The 14,911-nt window shown below is 66.8% G+C and carries 18 protein-coding genes; 6 read left to right on the top strand and 12 right to left on the bottom strand.

The window, feature by feature from the left end; all coding sequences use genetic code 11:
• The first annotated feature begins 137 nt into the window (after nt 1-137).
• Nucleotides 138-1,136 (top strand): NAD(P)H-dependent flavin oxidoreductase, encoded by a 999-nt coding sequence (locus EB75_RS16470; RefSeq protein ID WP_073696427.1) that lies wholly within the window; start codon nt 138-140, stop codon nt 1,134-1,136.
• Here the strand turns inward: EB75_RS16470 and EB75_RS16465 are convergent.
• Genes EB75_RS16465 through EB75_RS29320 form a run of 5 tightly spaced genes read right to left on the bottom strand, consistent with a single transcriptional unit; the run spans nt 1,133 to nt 5,194 of the window.
• Complete coding sequence (locus tag EB75_RS16465; RefSeq protein ID WP_061001413.1) at nt 1,133-2,437, bottom strand: amidohydrolase family protein; 1,305 nt, start codon at nt 2,435-2,437, stop codon at nt 1,133-1,135. The two genes, EB75_RS16470 and EB75_RS16465, sit on opposite strands and share 4 nt — an antisense overlap.
• Entirely contained in the window at nt 2,431-3,633 is a 1,203-nt protein-coding gene (locus EB75_RS16460) for a CoA transferase (RefSeq protein WP_061001414.1), read from the bottom strand. The genes EB75_RS16465 and EB75_RS16460 overlap by 7 nt, the downstream gene beginning before the upstream one ends.
• Nucleotides 3,630-4,583, bottom strand: coding sequence for an enoyl-CoA hydratase/isomerase family protein (locus tag EB75_RS16455; RefSeq protein ID WP_061001415.1), 954 nt, complete (start codon nt 4,581-4,583; stop codon nt 3,630-3,632). Before EB75_RS16455 ends, EB75_RS16460 begins: the two co-directional genes overlap by 4 nt.
• A gap of 59 nt (nt 4,584-4,642) precedes the next feature.
• A complete protein-coding gene (locus EB75_RS16450) occupies nt 4,643-4,993 on the bottom strand; it encodes a PNPOx family protein (RefSeq protein WP_073696426.1) in 351 nt (116 codons plus the stop codon).
• Between the two features lie 51 nt (nt 4,994-5,044).
• Complete coding sequence (locus tag EB75_RS29320) at nt 5,045-5,194, bottom strand: DUF4193 family protein (protein ID WP_168176053.1); 150 nt, start codon at nt 5,192-5,194, stop codon at nt 5,045-5,047.
• 196 nt (nt 5,195-5,390) lie between these two features.
• Here EB75_RS29320 and EB75_RS16445 point away from each other — a divergent pair, with 196 nt between their 5' ends.
• Nucleotides 5,391-6,890 carry an SDR family oxidoreductase gene (locus tag EB75_RS16445; protein WP_286150218.1) on the top strand — a complete coding sequence of 500 codons (1,500 nt, stop codon included), beginning with the start codon at nt 5,391-5,393 and terminating at the stop codon, nt 6,888-6,890.
• 14 nt (nt 6,891-6,904) lie between these two features.
• On the opposite strand, the gene EB75_RS16440 is transcribed toward EB75_RS16445, so the two are convergent.
• Nucleotides 6,905-7,393 carry a TspO/MBR family protein gene (locus EB75_RS16440; protein WP_073696425.1) on the bottom strand — a complete coding sequence of 163 codons (489 nt, stop codon included), beginning with the start codon at nt 7,391-7,393 and terminating at the stop codon, nt 6,905-6,907.
• A 60-nt stretch (nt 7,394-7,453) separates the two neighbouring features.
• Nucleotides 7,454-8,026: an SOUL family heme-binding protein gene (locus EB75_RS16435; protein ID WP_073696485.1), complete on the bottom strand. Its 573-nt coding sequence runs from the start codon at nt 8,024-8,026 to the stop codon at nt 7,454-7,456.
• Nucleotides 8,027-8,196: 170 nt separating this feature from the next.
• Between EB75_RS16435 and EB75_RS16430 the strand changes: the two genes are divergently transcribed.
• Genes EB75_RS16430 through EB75_RS16420 form a run of 3 tightly spaced genes read left to right on the top strand, consistent with a single transcriptional unit; the run spans nt 8,197 to nt 9,960 of the window.
• Nucleotides 8,197-8,634 (top strand): SRPBCC domain-containing protein, encoded by a 438-nt coding sequence (locus EB75_RS16430; protein WP_073696424.1) that lies wholly within the window; start codon nt 8,197-8,199, stop codon nt 8,632-8,634.
• Between the two features lie 60 nt (nt 8,635-8,694).
• Nucleotides 8,695-9,339, top strand: coding sequence for a UdgX family uracil-DNA binding protein (locus EB75_RS16425; RefSeq protein WP_073696423.1), 645 nt, complete (start codon nt 8,695-8,697; stop codon nt 9,337-9,339).
• Between the two features lie 54 nt (nt 9,340-9,393).
• Nucleotides 9,394-9,960 carry a dihydrofolate reductase family protein gene (locus EB75_RS16420; protein WP_073696422.1) on the top strand — a complete coding sequence of 189 codons (567 nt, stop codon included), beginning with the start codon at nt 9,394-9,396 and terminating at the stop codon, nt 9,958-9,960.
• 11 nt (nt 9,961-9,971) lie between these two features.
• Here EB75_RS16420 and EB75_RS16415 read toward each other — a convergent pair whose 3' ends face one another.
• From EB75_RS16415 to EB75_RS16405, 3 genes are read right to left on the bottom strand one after another with little or no spacing between them, the layout of a single operon-like run.
• Nucleotides 9,972-10,721: an LOG family protein gene (locus EB75_RS16415; protein WP_142239648.1), complete on the bottom strand. Its 750-nt coding sequence runs from the start codon at nt 10,719-10,721 to the stop codon at nt 9,972-9,974.
• Between the two features lie 25 nt (nt 10,722-10,746).
• Entirely contained in the window at nt 10,747-11,919 is a 1,173-nt protein-coding gene (locus tag EB75_RS16410; RefSeq protein WP_073696420.1) for a damage-control phosphatase ARMT1 family protein, read from the bottom strand.
• 16 nt (nt 11,920-11,935) lie between these two features.
• The gene (locus tag EB75_RS16405) at nt 11,936-12,187 is read right to left on the bottom strand and encodes a DUF3297 family protein (protein WP_061007180.1); all 252 of its coding nucleotides are present in this window, start codon (nt 12,185-12,187) and stop codon (nt 11,936-11,938) included.
• Nucleotides 12,188-12,563: 376 nt separating this feature from the next.
• On the opposite strand from EB75_RS16405, the gene EB75_RS16400 reads away from it, so the two are divergent.
• Nucleotides 12,564-12,797: a hypothetical protein gene (locus EB75_RS16400; protein WP_073696419.1), complete on the top strand. Its 234-nt coding sequence runs from the start codon at nt 12,564-12,566 to the stop codon at nt 12,795-12,797.
• A 6-nt stretch (nt 12,798-12,803) separates the two neighbouring features.
• On the opposite strand, the gene EB75_RS16395 is transcribed toward EB75_RS16400, so the two are convergent.
• Both EB75_RS16395 and EB75_RS16390 read right to left on the bottom strand, forming a co-directional pair.
• Nucleotides 12,804-13,622 carry an HpcH/HpaI aldolase/citrate lyase family protein gene (locus EB75_RS16395; RefSeq protein WP_073696418.1) on the bottom strand — a complete coding sequence of 273 codons (819 nt, stop codon included), beginning with the start codon at nt 13,620-13,622 and terminating at the stop codon, nt 12,804-12,806.
• A 4-nt stretch (nt 13,623-13,626) separates the two neighbouring features.
• Nucleotides 13,627-14,721, bottom strand: coding sequence for a fatty acid desaturase family protein (locus EB75_RS16390; RefSeq protein WP_073696417.1), 1,095 nt, complete (start codon nt 14,719-14,721; stop codon nt 13,627-13,629).
• Between the last annotated feature and the right edge of the window lie 190 nt (nt 14,722-14,911).

The following is a 14,911-nucleotide window of genomic DNA, read 5'->3' as shown; positions in this document are numbered from 1 at the left end:
CCTATTTCCAACCTGTTCGAAAACCGCGGCAACGCGCGGGCGGACACCCACCCAGTATTATGCCACTAGTTGCATAAACAAGTTGGCGCAGCTAAAGTCCCGAACAACCACGGTTTCCGATTCGAAGGGCTATCACCATGGGTCTGCCTCCCGTCCTCGCACAGCGCCTGTCCCTGCCGGTGGTCGCGTCGCCGTTGTTCCTGTGCTCGGGACCCGAACTGGTGAAGGCGGAGTGCCAGGCCGGTGTCATCGGCTCGTTTCCCGCGCTGAACGCCCGGCCCTCGAGCCTGCTCGGCGATTGGCTGGATGAGATCGAGGAGTCGAACGCCGCCTACGCACTTGCCAATCCCGACGCCATCGTCGCACCGTTCGCCGTCAACCAGATCGTGCACCGGTCCAATGACCGGCTCGAACACGACATGAGCGTCATCGTCGAGCACAAGGTCCCGATCGTGATCACCTCGCTCGGCGCACGGCCCGAGATCAACGACGCGGTGCACTCCTACGGCGGCATCGTGCTGCACGACATCATCAACAATGAGTTCGCACACAAGGCCATCGACAAGGGCGCCGACGGCATCATCGCCGTCGCGGCCGGCGCCGGCGGCCACGCCGGTACTCAGTCCCCGTTCGCGCTGGTCCGCGAGATCCGCGAGTGGTTCGACGGTCCGCTGCTGCTGTCGGGCGCCATCGCCCACGGCCGGTCCATTCTTGCCGCGCTCGCCGCGGGAGCCGACTTCGCTTATGTCGGTTCGGCTTTCCTGTCCACCGACGAGGCCAACGCGGTGCCCGAGTACAAGCAGATGATCGTCGACTCCACCGCATCCCAGATCGTCTATAGCAACCTGTTCACCGGCGTGCACGGCAACTACCTTCGCGGCAGCATCGTCGCTCAGGGCCTGGACCCGGACAACCTGCCCGAATCCGACGCCTCCGCAATGAATTTCGGCTCCGGAGGGAACACCGACGCGAAGGCGTGGAAGGACATCTGGGGCGCCGGTCAGGGTGTGGGCAGCATCAAGGAACGCCTCACCGTCGCGCAGCTGGTCGAAACCTTGAAGACGCAGTACGTCGAGGCCCGCCAGGACCTGCTGAGCCGAGTGCTCGACGACGAGGTTCTCGAACCGGCGCACTAGCCCGCCTGGTACACCACCGCGCCGTCGTAGACAGTGGCCGCCACCAGCGAGGCGTCCAGCGCGGCCAGGACGTCGCGCGGTGGGGCGGCCAGCAGGCACAGGTCCGCAGGCATGCCCACCGTCAGCTGCCGGGGCACGTGCGGCTGCTCGGGTGTGCCGAGGAACATGCCCAATGCCGTTGCGGCGTCGATGCTTTCATTCGCCCCGAGCACGCTGCCGGCGGGCGTGCTGCGGTGCACCGCGGCACGCATCGCCGCCCACGGATCGGCATCCCCGAAGGGCATATCGGTGGACAGCGCGACGGGTATCTGCGCGCCGCACAGCGACGCCACGCGCCACAGCTGGCAGTGCTCGTCCGCGGATACGTCGATGAGGTACTGCTCGCCGCGCTCGGCGACGAAGTTCGGCTGGGTCACGACGAGCACGCCGAGGTCACGCAACTCGCCCAGACAGTCGTCGGGGATGACGGCGCCGTGCTCGATGCGATCCCCGGCGCGCGCCCCCGCCTGTCGCAGGGCGGCGATCGTGACGACCAGTTGCATGGCCGTAACACAATGCAGCGCAACGATTCCGCCCTGACTGTGCCGAGCGGCGATCCAGTCGGCGAGTGCGTCGAGGTCCAGATCGTCGTCGTGCAGAATGCGCTTGGCGGGTGCCAGGACTTCGACGCGCTGGCGCAGTTCGCCGTGGCGGCGCGCCTCGGCGAAGTCCAACACATCCTCGGCGGTGAGGTCGGGGGTCGCGTCGGTGACACCGGTGACACCGAACGCGGAGAGACGCCGGCTGATCTCGCCGAGCCCGGCGTCGTTGCGCTGCAACGCGTGCGTCCAGCCCGGGTCCGCGCTCCGCAACCGGCCGTCGGGGTGGTCGGGCAGGCCGACGGCCATCAGCCCCGGAGAGTTCAGTGTCCACAGCACTCCGCTGCGGTGCTGGACGCGCACCGGCACATGCGGTGACACCTCGTCCAGCACCGCACGATCCAGCGGACCCGCGACCGCCTCGTGATAGCCGACCGCCCGAATCCAACCGTCCACGCCGACGTCGGCCCGCGCCAGGACCGCACGCAGCGCGTCGCGGCTGCGCACCTCTCCGGGGCCGACTCGCACCGACGTCAATGCCGCTGCCGCCGAACGCAAGTGAACGTGATGGTCGTGGAGCCCCGGGATGACGGTGCCGCCGGCCGCGTCGAGAACGTCCTCGCCTGCCATCGGCTCGAGACTGTCCGCAATGGCATCGAGTCGCCGGCCCAGCCGGATATCGACCGTCCGGCCGTCGAGCAGCGTAGCTCGTTGAATCAGCATGCCCCGGAAGCCCTTTCCTGCACGATGTCCCGAACCTGCGCGTTGTCGGCGCCCAACTCGCGGGCGTGCGACGAGAGCACGGGCGCCATCGGTTCGACCACTGGATCTACGCAGTCACCACCGGTCAGCGGTAGCGCGGCGTATTCGGCCGCCACCGCTGCCAGGGCGATCTCGATGACCTCTCCACCACCGCGCCGCAGCGATTTCGCCATCGCAAGCGCGGCATGCATCCCCGTCAGCGGATCGGCGATCGCGTCACCGCAGAACACCGGTCCGCTGCCGGCTGGATCGGAGCCGACCAGACCCCCGGATACCGCGGCATCATCACCGAACCCCACCCAGTGGGCGTGGGCCCCTTCCGTACCGTGGCCGGTGACCCGCAGCCACACCCGGCCATCCCGCGCCGGGACGTCTTCCGGCCCTAGGCCCCGGTGCACGAGTGCGTCCGGGCGCGACGATTCGATCACCACATCGGCCACGGACAACAACTGTCGCAGCTCCGCCGGCTGGCCGAAATCAGTGGCATAACAAAGCTTTCCGGCGTTCATCCAGTCGAAGAATCGTGGTTCGCCCTGCCGGGTGCCATCCGGCCGCGACGGGCTCTCCACCTTGATCACCGTCGCGCCGGCCCGGGCCAGCAGCTGCCCACACAGCGGGCCTGCCCACATCGAGGACAGGTCGACCACAAGCAACCGGCCGTAGTCCTGGAATGGGTTTCGGGCGCCGTGTCGACGCACCACCGGTGCGGAGGCAGTGGTCTCCGCCTGCACGCCGACCGGAAGGCCCAGCAGACGTGCGCGCTCGGCGACAGCGGCGACCTGGCGACGACCGGCCCACTCGATGATCGCCGACCACACATGCTCAACCGGCACCTCGGATTCGAGGAGCGCCGGCACCGCAGCGACGTCGTCAGGCCGCGCAAGCGTCAGGGCGAACCAGCCGTCCCTGCCGGCGATCAGCCGCGTGGCGCCCCCGGCGCTGATCCGTCCCCGCCGGTGCAGTCCCGACAACGCGGCCCGTCCCGCGAGGAGTTCCGCGGCATCAACCGCGATGCCGAGTTGCCCGGACAGCGTGGACGCGACCGCCCCAGCCCGACTCAATACCGCCGCACGACTGACGTCCGGTGGCCCGTCGGGTAGGCCCGTCAGCGCGGCCAACCCGCTGGCCGACCAGTCCCGCGCCGCCTCGTCACTCACGCACGAACCGCATCGACCAAGCCCCAGTCCAGCGCCGTCGCCGCGTCGATCGTCGCCCCGGACAGCACCAAATACGCTGTGCGCCAGCGGCCGATCCGGCGGGTGATGCTCACCGTGCCGCCCGCGCCGGGGATCAGTCCCAGCGCCAGCTCCGGCAGGCCGAGGGTGGCGTCCGGGTGGCAGGTGACGTGCCCGCAGAACGCGGCCATCTCCAGGCCGCTACCCAGCACCTGGCCGTGAACCACGGCCTGGCACGCCGCGCCCAATCGCGCGGTGATCTCGTCGAGTACCAGGGCCGGGCTGAAGCGTGTGCGGGCCAGGTGTGCCGACGCCGGATCGTCGAACGTCCCGAATTCGGCGAGGTCGCCGCCGCTGCAGAAGGACGGGCCGTTCCCGGTGAGCACCAGGGCGGTCACCGAGGTGTCCAGACGAGCGACCTCCAGCGCCTCGAGAAGTGCCGCCCGCGCATCGGTCGAGAACGCGTTGTGCCGCTGCGGGCGGTTGAAGGCCACGTGCAGCGTGTCGCCGTCGCGGTCCGACACCACCGGATCCGGGAGCAGCGGAACGGTTTTCGGTCCGCGCTCGGCCAGCCAACGGGCGAACTCCGCGCCGGACTGCATCGTCGAATACGCCAGCGATTCGGTGATGATCCCGGCGAACGTCGGCGCTGCTGGGTCGAACGCCCGCAGTACGTCGTCGCACACCGCGGCCGTCTGCGGCCACGACTCGACGCGTTCGGTGATCTGCGCCAGCGCCGCGTCGACATCGGGCACCTGCACGGTTCTGCGGTCCGCGCATGGGCGGTCGACCAACGTGAAAGTCGCTTGCTGCAACCAGACCTCGGCGTCATCGCCGGCGGGGTCTCCGATCCCGATCGCCAGACCGGCGGTACCCGGGACATGAGCCAGCGGCACGTTCTCGCCTCCTGCGGATGTCGACACCGGGATCATGCCACTCCACCGCCGCGGCGTTCATGCGCTCCGGTCAACTGAGGGCGTCGAGTCGACGCTCAGTCCAGCTTGACCCGGACCGTGACCCGTCCCTTGTCGTCGGGCGACGCGATCGCGTGTCCGGCACGGTCGGTGCCGCGAAAGTTGAGCAGCGTGATGGGGCCGCCATCGCCGAGAAAATTGCGCCACCAACTCTTGGAGTCCGGGGACATCACGCCGATGATGACCTCGTCACCGGACAGCCGGTAGTTCACGGGAGTCTGGAAACTGCGGCCCGACTTGCGACCCGTGTAGCGGATCTCTACCAGACTGCGGCCGACGATGTCACCGACGACGGGAACCGTGGTCAGACCGACCGCCGCCTTGTTGAGAGCTCGCGCGACCGGGTTGTCGAAAAACGTGCTGGACATGGTCGCCAGGCTAGCGCGGGTGGGTCGAGTCGGCCGCCCAGGCGATCTCGATCAGGCGCACTCGCGACAAATGCGGCCCAGCGATCGATCAGCCGCCAATTCGCTGAGCTGTCGAACGTGAATGCAACGGGTACAGATGAATTCATTGACCTGCTGCGGCGTGCGAACCAGCTGCTGCGGGCTGTCGTAATCGATCGTCATATGGCCGGACCTTTCCAAGACGGACACCGCACCTACGGCATGTCCGCACCGGAATGCCCCATCCGCGTTCGGAGTAAACAATCCGGCGTCGAATGCCGGCCATCCGCGCGCGGCCGGCCTCCGAATCACTGGGTAGGAACGGGCAGTTTCGGGGAATGCCATGACAGCAACGTGAAGCCGTAGCCGAGGAGAATCAGTGACAGACGTCAATCAACACACCCCGTCGTTGCGCGTACTGGTCACGGGCGCCACCGGCTACATCGGCGGGCGTTTGGTGCCGCGTGTCATCGAGTCCGGTCATCGGGTGCGCGTGATGGCACGCAATCCGGACAAGATCAGTGACGTGCCCTGGGCGGCCGATGTGGAGGTGGTGCGAGGCGACCTCACCGATGCGGACACCCTCGGCGACGCCTGCCGCGACATCGACGTCATCTACTACCTCGTGCACTCGATGGGTAACCACGGCGAATTCACCGAAGCCGAACGCCGGAGCGCGGAGAATCTCGCGTCCGCGGCGCGCTGCGCCAACGTCAAACGCATCGTCTACCTCAGCGGACTCCACACCGAATCTGATCGGCTGTCCACCCACCTACGGTCCCGCAGCCAGGTCGGAGAAATCCTGATCAGTTCCGGAGTCCCGACTTTCGTGCTGCAGGCCGGCGTGGTCATCGGTTCCGGCTCGGCCTCTTTCGAAATGATCCGCCACCTGACCAACCGGCTACCCGTGATGACAACGCCGCGCTGGGTCAACAACCGCATCCAGCCCATCGCCATCCGCGACGTCCTGTACTACCTGCTGGCCGCCGCCACCGCCGAGCTGCCGCGCTCCCGCACCTACGACATCGGCGGACCCGACGTCCTGCGCTACGGCGAGATGATGCAGATCTATGCCGACATCGCCGGACTGGCCAAACGCAGAATCCTGGTCCTGCCGGTTCTCACACCCAAACTCGCCGGATTGTGGATCGGGCTGGTGACCCCGGTGCCACCGCAGATCGGCCGCGCCCTGATCGAGTCCCTGAGCACCGACGCGGTGGTCGCCGAGCACGATATCGATGCCGTCATCCCGCCCCCGCCCGGCGGCACCACCGGATACCGCGAAGCCGTCAGGCTGGCGCTGCGGCGCATCAAGAACGGCGAAGTGGAAACCACGTGGGCCAACGCCTCGCCGACCGGCGCACCCGCCGATCCCCTGCCTTCCGATCCCAGCTGGACCGGCGACGCCATCTACACCGACGACCGCAGCATCGACAGCGACGCCGCCATCGACCAGGTGTGGCGGGTCGTCGAGGGCATCGGCGGTGAACGGGGTTGGTACTCGTTTCCGCTCGCCTGGACCATCCGCGGGTGGCTCGACGTACTGACCGGGGGCGTCGGCCTCGCGCGCGGCCGGCGCAACCCGAACACCCTCTACACCGGCGACGCCCTCGACTTCTGGCGCGTCGAGCGCATCGAACGGCCGCACCTGCTGCGGCTGCGCGCCGAGATGCGCGCCCCCGGGAAAGCCTGGCTGCAATGGGAACTACAGGCCCACGGGAACTCCACCCGACTTCACCAACGCGCCATCTTCTTTCCCAAAGGCCTTGCCGGGCGGCTGTATTGGTACGCCCTGATGCCGTTTCACGGCATCATCTTCACCGGCATGATCAAGAACATCGCGGCCGAAGCGCAGAAGGAGCGGACCCGCGCCGCCTAACGACTGCCGCTACGTCAGCGGCGCCGATTGATCCACCAGATGTGCGTGGACAGTACGGTCGCGAAAGCGCACCAGGCCGGATAGGCGGCCAGCGGCGCCGCGCGCTGCTGCCGTACCGCAACGGCGCGACGCGTCAGATCGGCGCTGCTGACCGTCAGTGCGGCAGCGGTCAGTGCCGCCGCACCGAGCCGATGACGATTGAAGAAGATCCACGACCAGCTGGCGTTGAGCCCCAGATTGACCGCGAGTGCGGCACCGAAACGGCGGGCGGCTCGCGTGTCTTCCTCGTCGCTCAAGCGGTCGAGCGTGTCGGCTGACACGACAGCGATGTCCGCGTACAGCAGCGGCCAGACGATGGGGAACGCCTGCCGGGGCGGCTGATAGCTCGGCTTGCGCAGGCGCGCGTACCACGGCGAGGCAACAGCTGGGCCCGATGCCGCTCCGCCCGCAACGGCGGTGGCAAGGACAGCAGCGGCGGTGGCGCCCATGGTTTTCGGTTTCATGGTCTGAGGCTCCTGTGCGGTGGGTTGAGGACGTGGTCAATCGGGCAGGCTGCAGCGCGGTCAAGTTTCGATGGGAATCGCGATCTCGTTGCGACGCCGGCACGGCAGAGTCCACGGCGGGTCGTAGAACCAGGCCGACGGGTCGCCGGCCGTTGCGAATCCGTAGTCGCGGAGCGTGTCGCGCAGCTGATCGGTGTGCCGGGCGATGCTGTCGACCCCACGATCGCCGCTGAAGCGCAGCACTGCAACGGTTTCCGCCGGAAGCTGCACCAGCTCGACGCGCTCGTCCTCGGGTACCGGCAGCGACCCCAGCGTCGATCCTGCCGGCATGAAGAACCGGATGACCCAACCGCCGGCCGGACTGCCACGCTGCCCGACCGGCGCGGTCATCGCGATTCGATCGCCCTGGTAATTGGCGCCGAAGATGTAGGCGGCCAATCTGCGGAATCCCGCGCTGCGCGCGTCTTCCTCATCTCCGTCCACCGTGATTTGAGCGGCGATTCGACGGCCGTACCTGCGAATCTGCACCTCACCTGCCAACGTCTCCGCATCGTAGGGTGGCTCCTCGACCCCACTCCGAATCCCGACCGTGGACGTGACTGGCCCCAACAACTGCGTAGTGAACGTTCGCATCTGATTCAGCACATCACGCTCCTTCCCGTTCTACCGAGCCGTCAAAAGTGGTTCGGTGCCGAAGCCCCGCCGGATGGCCAGACCCCGGCCGTTCGCATACCTCTGCGGCAGCGGGGCCGATGAGTGGACAGTTGTCGGCAGGTGTACACCCGCTCCCGTACGGTGTGTCTGTGAGTTTCGCGATTGACAGGTCAGTAGAGATCGACGCACCGGCCGAGGTGGTCTGGCAGGTGCTCACCGACGGGGCCAGCTACGGCGAGTGGAATCCGTTCGTCACCGAGTGCTCGTCGACGTTCGAGCCCGGCAGCCCCATCGATATGAAGGTGGTGCTGATCGGTCCGCCCAAGAAGCAGCGCGAGTTCATCAACACCTTCACCCCGGGCGTCGAGTTCAGCTACAACATGAAGCCCGCCCCGCTGGGGCTGCTCCGCAGCGAACGCTCGCACCGCCTGACACCGCTGCCCGACGGCCGCACCCGGTACGACTCGCACTTCCAGCTGTTCGGCCCCGTGTCACCGATCGTCGCCGGCATCATGGGTCGCGCCCTGAAGAAGGGCTTCGGCGGCATGACCGACGGCGTCAAGAAGCGCGCCGAGTCCATCCAGTAGGCGCCAGCCGTGCCGTCGGAACGGCACGATTGGCGCGGTCGAGCCCGGGTAATCAAGAGCATGCCCGAAACCAGCGCAGCCGATTATCTCCCTGGGGTGCTCAACATCCCGGCGCTCCGGACTGCGGCCGGCGAGTGTCACGGATGCACGCTGTACCAGCATGCGCAGCAGACCGTGTTCGGCGCCGGCGACGACGCAGCCGCGATCATGTTGGTCGGCGAACAGCCCGGTGACGTGGAGGACCGTCGCGGTCAACCGTTCGTCGGTCCGGCCGGCCGCCTTCTCGACCGCGCACTCGGGGACGCCGGGATCGACCGCGGCCGGCTGTACGTGACCAACGCGGTGAAGCATTTCAAGTTCAAGGCCACCGATCGCGGCAAGCGCCGAATCCATCAGAAGCCCAACCGAACCGAGGTGGTCGCCTGCCGACCGTGGCTGCTGGCCGAGCTGCGCACCGTCGAACCCCACGTGGTCGTGCTACTTGGCGCGACAGCGGCACAGTCGCTGCTGGGCAACGACTTTCGCCTCACGCAGCATCGCGGCGAGACGCTGCCGCTACCGCCTGACACGGTCCCCGACCACGACGCCGTGGCAATCGCCACCGCGCACCCCTCGTCAATCCTGCGCCTGCCGTCGCCCGACCGCGACGCCGCCTACCGAGACCTGGTGACCGACCTCCAGAGGTCTGTGGAACTACTCGGCTGAGACACGCCCCGTTCCCGACCGATGAGTCTTGCGTCCGGGTGCAGTCTGATCTACATGGGCAGACTCATCTATGGCTTCAACGTGTCGGTGGACGGATACATCGCCGACGCACAGGGCAGCATCGACTGGTCCGAACCGAGCGAAGAACTGCACCAGTACTGGAACGACTTCGAGCGCGAGACGGCCCTGTCGTTCTACGGCCGGCGGCTCTACGAGCTGATGTCCGCGTACTGGCCGACCGCCGACGCCGACCCCGACGCCGCGCCGATGATCGTCGACTTCGCCCGCATCTGGCGCGCCATGCCGAAGGTCGTGTTCTCGCGCACCCTGGATTCCGTCGACTGGAATGCCCGCCTGGAACGCGGCGACCCGGTCGAGGTGGTGACGAAACTCAAAGCCGAGACCGACGGCAATCTGGAGGTGGCCGGCGCGACGCTCGCCGCGCCCGTCGTGCAGGCCGGGCTGGTCGACGAGTTCCGGATCGTGCTCGTGCCCACCGCGGTCGGCGGCGGCACCCCGTTCTTCCCGACGCTGCCGTCGTGGATCTCGTTGCGACTGTTGGAGAACCGCACCTTTCCCTGCGGCACGGTCCTGCTGCGCTACGAGACGAAGCGCGACTGAGGACGGCCCGGCTAGTGCGCTGACGCGACGATGATGTCCACCGCTTCGGCGACGCTGTCGGTGCAGTGGATCAGGTCCAGGTCGGATTCGGAGATCTTGCCGTCGGCCAGCATCGTGTTGCGGATCCAGTCGATCAGGCCCGACCAGTAGTCGACGCCCAGCATGATGATCGGAAACGCCGTCACCTTGCGGGTCTGGACGAGGGTCAAGGCTTCGAACAGTTCGTCGAGGGTGCCGAATCCGCCCGGCAGGCACACGAACGCCTGCGCGTATTTGACGAACATGGTCTTGCGCACGAAGAAATAGCGGAAGTTGATCCCGAGATCGACCCAGTGATTGAGGCGCTGCTCGAAGGGCAGCTCGATGCCCAGACCGACCGAGTAGCCGCCGGACTCGCTGGCCCCACGGTTGGCCGCCTCCATCGCGCCCGGACCGCCCCCGGTGATCACCGCGTAACCGGCCCGCACCAGTGCGGCGCCCAACGCCTCACCCAACCGGTATTCGGGCGAATGGGGTGTCGTCCGAGCAGACCCGAAAACCGTGACGGCCCGGGGCATCTCCGAGAGGGCATCGAAACCGTCGACGAACTCGCCCTGGATGCGCATCACCCGCCACGGATCGGTGTGCACCCAATCGCTGGGTCCGCGCCGGTCCAGCAGGCGCTGATCGGCGGTCGTGGTGGCGCACCGCTCGCGACGGAGTTGCACCGGGCCGCTGATCTGGAAGTCACTGTCGTCGTCCGCGTTCTGGTCCTCGGTCACATCGGCCAGCGTATGCGGCGCGCTACTACACGTGAACTTGGATCAACGCGTGCCTGCCGTTCGTCCGCCACCGCTCTCCACCGGCATCGAGTTCTGTGAGTTGCTCCGGCGTGAGGCCCACGACAACTTCCGATTTCAACGTCCGCAGCGCCGTGACCGGAGACGGGAAATAGTCGACGGTGTGCTCGAACGGTGTTGTCGCGGGCCAGTATCGGTCTCCGACGAGGCGCCGGTAGTTGAGGTCGCCCTTCATCACCGTCATCGTGGCGGTCGCGAATTCCGCGGCGAGTTCGTCGGGCATGTCGTGGAAGGCCAGCGGCGCGCAGAAGAACGTGTGGGTACGCACCTGGAGTCGGCCGCTACGCACAGCGGCCCAGAGCCGGTCACCGATCGCGCTCAGCTGCAGACGGGACTCGGCCCGCAGGCGCCCGATGACCGACAGGACGTCGGCCATGGTCGCATCCGACACGTAGTACGGGTGCGGCTTGACGTACAGCACGATCTCGGCCGCCAAGCGCTGACCGAGCAGACTGTCGGCCAGGACGAGATCCGCCAGCAGCTCGCGTCCGGCATTGTCTGCGACCAGGCAGACGACAGCGTTGTCCCGCGATGTGAGGGCAGACCACAGCAAGGCGCTGTCGTCGACGAGGATGCCCTCCGACTGGGCGTCCGCGCCGTCGGTGTTCAGCTGGAGCTGGAAGCTGAGGTCGGCGCGGTTACCCCACAGCGCGGCGACCAGTAATGCTTCGTGCCGCCGGTCCTCCGACGCGTCCGCCAGGTCGGCGAAGGCGCTCAGTTCTCGGTCGACCTCCGGTCCCGTCAACTCGGCGTTCTTTACCGGAGCGAACGGGTCGATGCCGCGCCAGGCACCCGTCCCGAAGTAGCCGACAGCCCCGAGCAATCGGCGGTAGAAATAGCTCTCGCTCCAGAGGAATGGCACCTCACCCCACGGTCGTCCGTAGAGGTGCTCGCCCCAGACGAGCCACTCCTGCCGGTCGTGCGCCGTCTCGGGCAGCGGCGCGAGGACGCCGGTGGTGCTCTCGTCGAGCAGCTGTTGCAGCTTCGCCTCTTCTGCCGAGGTGTACGGCGACGAGTCCAGTACCTGACGAATCAGTTTTGGATGACGCTCATGGAACACGTCCCACTCGAAGGACCCAGGGACCGCCGCCGTGATCGTGGGCGCAGCAGAGATATCCACCGGGTTCAGCTATTTGCTAGGTGCGGAAATACGGTTCAACGGTGCCGTTGAGCTTGACGACCATCGGGTTGCCGCGGCGATCCTTGGCGGTCGGTACTTCCACCCGCACCCAACCCTCGGCCACGTCGTACTCGTACACGTTGGTCTTCTCGGCGCCGTTGAAGCGAATCCCCACGCCACGGATGAGCGCCTCTTCGTTGTAGAAGGGGCTGCGCGGATCGATGGAGAGGTGATTCGGTGGAACGTCTGTGTTCTGATCCTGGGACATGATGGCTTTCGTCGAATGCTGGGCTGGGTACTCGGCTGTAATTCTCTAAGAACGTACGCGACCCCTCGGTAGCGGGTTCCGCGTAGGTCTTGACGGGCCGCGTGACCGAAACTGGGTGTGATCGAGCAGCAGACGGCGCCGCACCGAAACCTGTTGGCGGCTTGGGCAATTGCGCACTGACACCGGCACAACGTCCCCATCTATCTCATGCGCCACACCAGCCTCGGCAGTCCATCGGGATAGCTGTTTGCCTGCCCACATAACGGTGCCAGCACTCCAAAAGTCGGCCTACCATCGGAATTTATGGGCCTGGTGACGGCCACTCACCAGAGCCTCGCGACAGATCAAACCTCATGACAGAAGGAGGGATGGGCTGATGAAAATCGCACTCGCAATCGCTGCCGCCGCGCTCGCACTCAGCCCCATCGGCGTAGCCCACGCCACACCAGGACAATGCTTCAACACCCCCTGGGGCGGATACTGCGACGGGCAAGCCGACGGCAACGGCATCTTCAACCATTGCGAAGGTGCAATGGGATTCAGCAACTGCTTCTACGTCCGCGCCGTGCCCACGGACGTCGACCCACGCGGATGGGTGCCGCTGACCTGACGGCGTTCAGTTCGGTATCAGCCGGAGTTGTCGCGCCTTCTCGAGAATGATCCGGGCGCGGTTCAACCGCGGTAAGTCGCTGCCGTCCTTCGGTTTTCCGCCGCGGGCGTTGAACTGCTCGACGAACTCGCGGGCCCAGCTGATGTCGGATTCGGACGGGCTCAGTCCGGTGTTGATGGTCTCGGCATCGGACGAGCGCAACGCGAGCTTGCCCGTCATACCCATCTGCCGGGTGAGCGCGACGCCCTCGGCCAGCTGCTCCGGATCGCGGGTCGGCCCGTCGATCGGCCCCGGGATGTGCGCCGCGCGCGACGCGATGACCAGCTGGGAGCGGCTGTAGGCCAGCGCCAACGGATCCTGCTCGACCCCGATGTCCAGCGTGTAGTCGTTGACGCCGAACGCGATGCGAAAACAGGGTCGCGCCGCGGCGATGTCGTGCACGCGCGCCAGCCCCCGCGCCGTCTCGATCAATGCGATCACCGGCGACTCGCCGCCGAGCCGGTTCGCGGTGTCCCACATGTGATTTCCGCCCTCGGTCTTGGCCAGCACGACACCCTTCACCCCGCGGCACTCTGCCAGGGCACGGCAGTCGGCAGACCAGAAATCACTCGACGCGTCGTTGACCCGGACCCACGCCTGCGCCCCGGCATTCAGGAATTCGACGACCCGGTCCCGAGCCGCCTCCTTCTCATCGGGCGCGACGGCGTCTTCGAGGTCCAGGATCACCTCGTCACAGCTCGTGGTCGCCAGGACTGCCCCGAGGTCGGGTTCGCGGGACGGGTTGACGAGCAGCCAGGAGCGCGAAACCTTCGAGTTCACGGTCATGGCGTCAGTCGCGCCGCCGCCCCACGCGCAGCAGCCAGGTGGGCAGCGCCAACCCGTGGATGATCCTTTGCGTCCGAAAGTACTGGCGCGGAAGCGATGCCGTGTTGTAGGGCAGGTCGTACTTCTCGCACAGTTCCCGCACCCGGACGCTCACTTCGGGCAACCGGTTGCTCGGCAGATCAGGGAACAGGTGATGTTCGATCTGGTAGCACAGGTGCCCGCCCGAGAACGCCAGCAGCGGGCCGGCGTTGAAGTTCGCCGTCCCGAGAATTTGTCGCAGATACCATTCGCCGCGAGTTTCGTCCTTGACCACCGCCGGGTCGAACGTCTCGGCGCCGTCGGGGATGTGCCCGCAAATGATGTTCACGTACACCCACAGGTTCCGGAGCACATTCGCGGTGGCATTGGCCGCCAGCGTGCGACGCCACCGGCGCAGGCTCAGCGCCGGGAAGAGCACATAGTCCTTGCCCAACTGGCGCGCGCTCTTGGCGAGAAATTTCCGCCTCTCCGCCGCGACAGCGTCTGGCGTCTCGTCCCGGAGCCGCTCCGAGTGCAGGCCGTGGAGGGCGATACCCCATTCGAACGTGGCTGCCAGCACCAGGTTTCGGAGCGGTGTCAACAGGTACGCCCACCGCCACGGCTGGTCGGCCGTCACCCGTAGCAGGCGGTACCCGATGTCCTCGTCCATGCCGAGCACGTTGGTGTAGAGGTGATGCCGATAGTTGTGCGAGTACCGCCACTGCGCGGAGTGCCCGACCATGTCCCACTCCCAGGTATTGGAGTGGATTTCGGGGTCGTTCATCCAATCCCACTGGCCGTGCGAGATGTTGTGGCCCAGTTCCATGTTCTCGACGGACTTCGCATACGCCAGCGCGCACGTGCCGGCGACCCAGCCGACCTTGGACCGGCTCCCGGCGATCATCAGCCGGGCCGCGACCTCGAGCGCCCGCTGAAAATGGATCACCCGCCGGATGTACGCCGAGTCCTTCGCCCCGAGCGACTCTTCGACGTCCCGGCGGATCACGTCGAGCTCGTAGCCGATCTCTTCGACGTCCTCACGGCTGAGGTGCACGTAGGCAGAGATATCGGCGATCGCCATCAAGGTGTCCTCGGGTGGGTGCGGCGGTAAGACGGCGCCATCCGGGCCACCGCGAGGCCTTTGACCTGCAAAAACTTTGTCGGGCTGACAGGATTTGAACCTGCGACCACTTGACCCCCAGGTAGCAGCGGTAGGACGTTTTCCCAGGTCGCTGGCAATTCTCGCGCCGGCAGCGAAATGCATGTCGTTC

The sequence above is a fragment of the Mycobacterium sp. ST-F2 genome, from assembly GCF_001905655.1.
Lineage (GTDB): Bacteria > Actinomycetota > Actinomycetes > Mycobacteriales > Mycobacteriaceae > Mycobacterium.
The sequence above is the reverse complement of the archived record's forward strand: the minus strand, read 5'-3'. Positions and strand labels throughout refer to the sequence as shown.

Coding starts and splice junctions, on each gene's coding strand:
- EB75_RS16465 (WP_061001413.1), bottom strand. CDS start 2,437: ATGCTGATTCAACGAGCTACGCTGCTCGACGGCCGGACGGTCGATATC.
- EB75_RS16450 (WP_073696426.1), bottom strand. CDS start 4,993: ATGTCCAGCACGTTTTTCGACAACCCGGTCGCGCGAGCTCTCAACAAG.
- EB75_RS16435 (WP_073696485.1), bottom strand. CDS start 8,026: ATGCGAACGTTCACTACGCAGTTGTTGGGGCCAGTCACGTCCACGGTC.
- EB75_RS16405 (WP_061007180.1), bottom strand. CDS start 12,187: ATGTCCCAGGATCAGAACACAGACGTTCCACCGAATCACCTCTCCATC.
- EB75_RS16390 (WP_073696417.1), bottom strand. CDS start 14,721: ATGGCGATCGCCGATATCTCTGCCTACGTGCACCTCAGCCGTGAGGAC.
- EB75_RS16420 (WP_073696422.1), top strand. CDS start 9,394: ATGGGCAGACTCATCTATGGCTTCAACGTGTCGGTGGACGGATACATC.
- EB75_RS16395 (WP_073696418.1), bottom strand. CDS start 13,622: ATGACCGTGAACTCGAAGGTTTCGCGCTCCTGGCTGCTCGTCAACCCG.
- EB75_RS16455 (WP_061001415.1), bottom strand. CDS start 4,583: ATGATCCCGGTGTCGACATCCGCAGGAGGCGAGAACGTGCCGCTGGCT.
- EB75_RS16440 (WP_073696425.1), bottom strand. CDS start 7,393: ATGAAACCGAAAACCATGGGCGCCACCGCCGCTGCTGTCCTTGCCACC.
- EB75_RS16400 (WP_073696419.1), top strand. CDS start 12,564: ATGAAAATCGCACTCGCAATCGCTGCCGCCGCGCTCGCACTCAGCCCC.
- EB75_RS16470 (WP_073696427.1), top strand. CDS start 138: ATGGGTCTGCCTCCCGTCCTCGCACAGCGCCTGTCCCTGCCGGTGGTC.
- EB75_RS16425 (WP_073696423.1), top strand. CDS start 8,695: ATGCCCGAAACCAGCGCAGCCGATTATCTCCCTGGGGTGCTCAACATC.
- EB75_RS29320 (WP_168176053.1), bottom strand. CDS start 5,194: ATGACGATCGATTACGACAGCCCGCAGCAGCTGGTTCGCACGCCGCAG.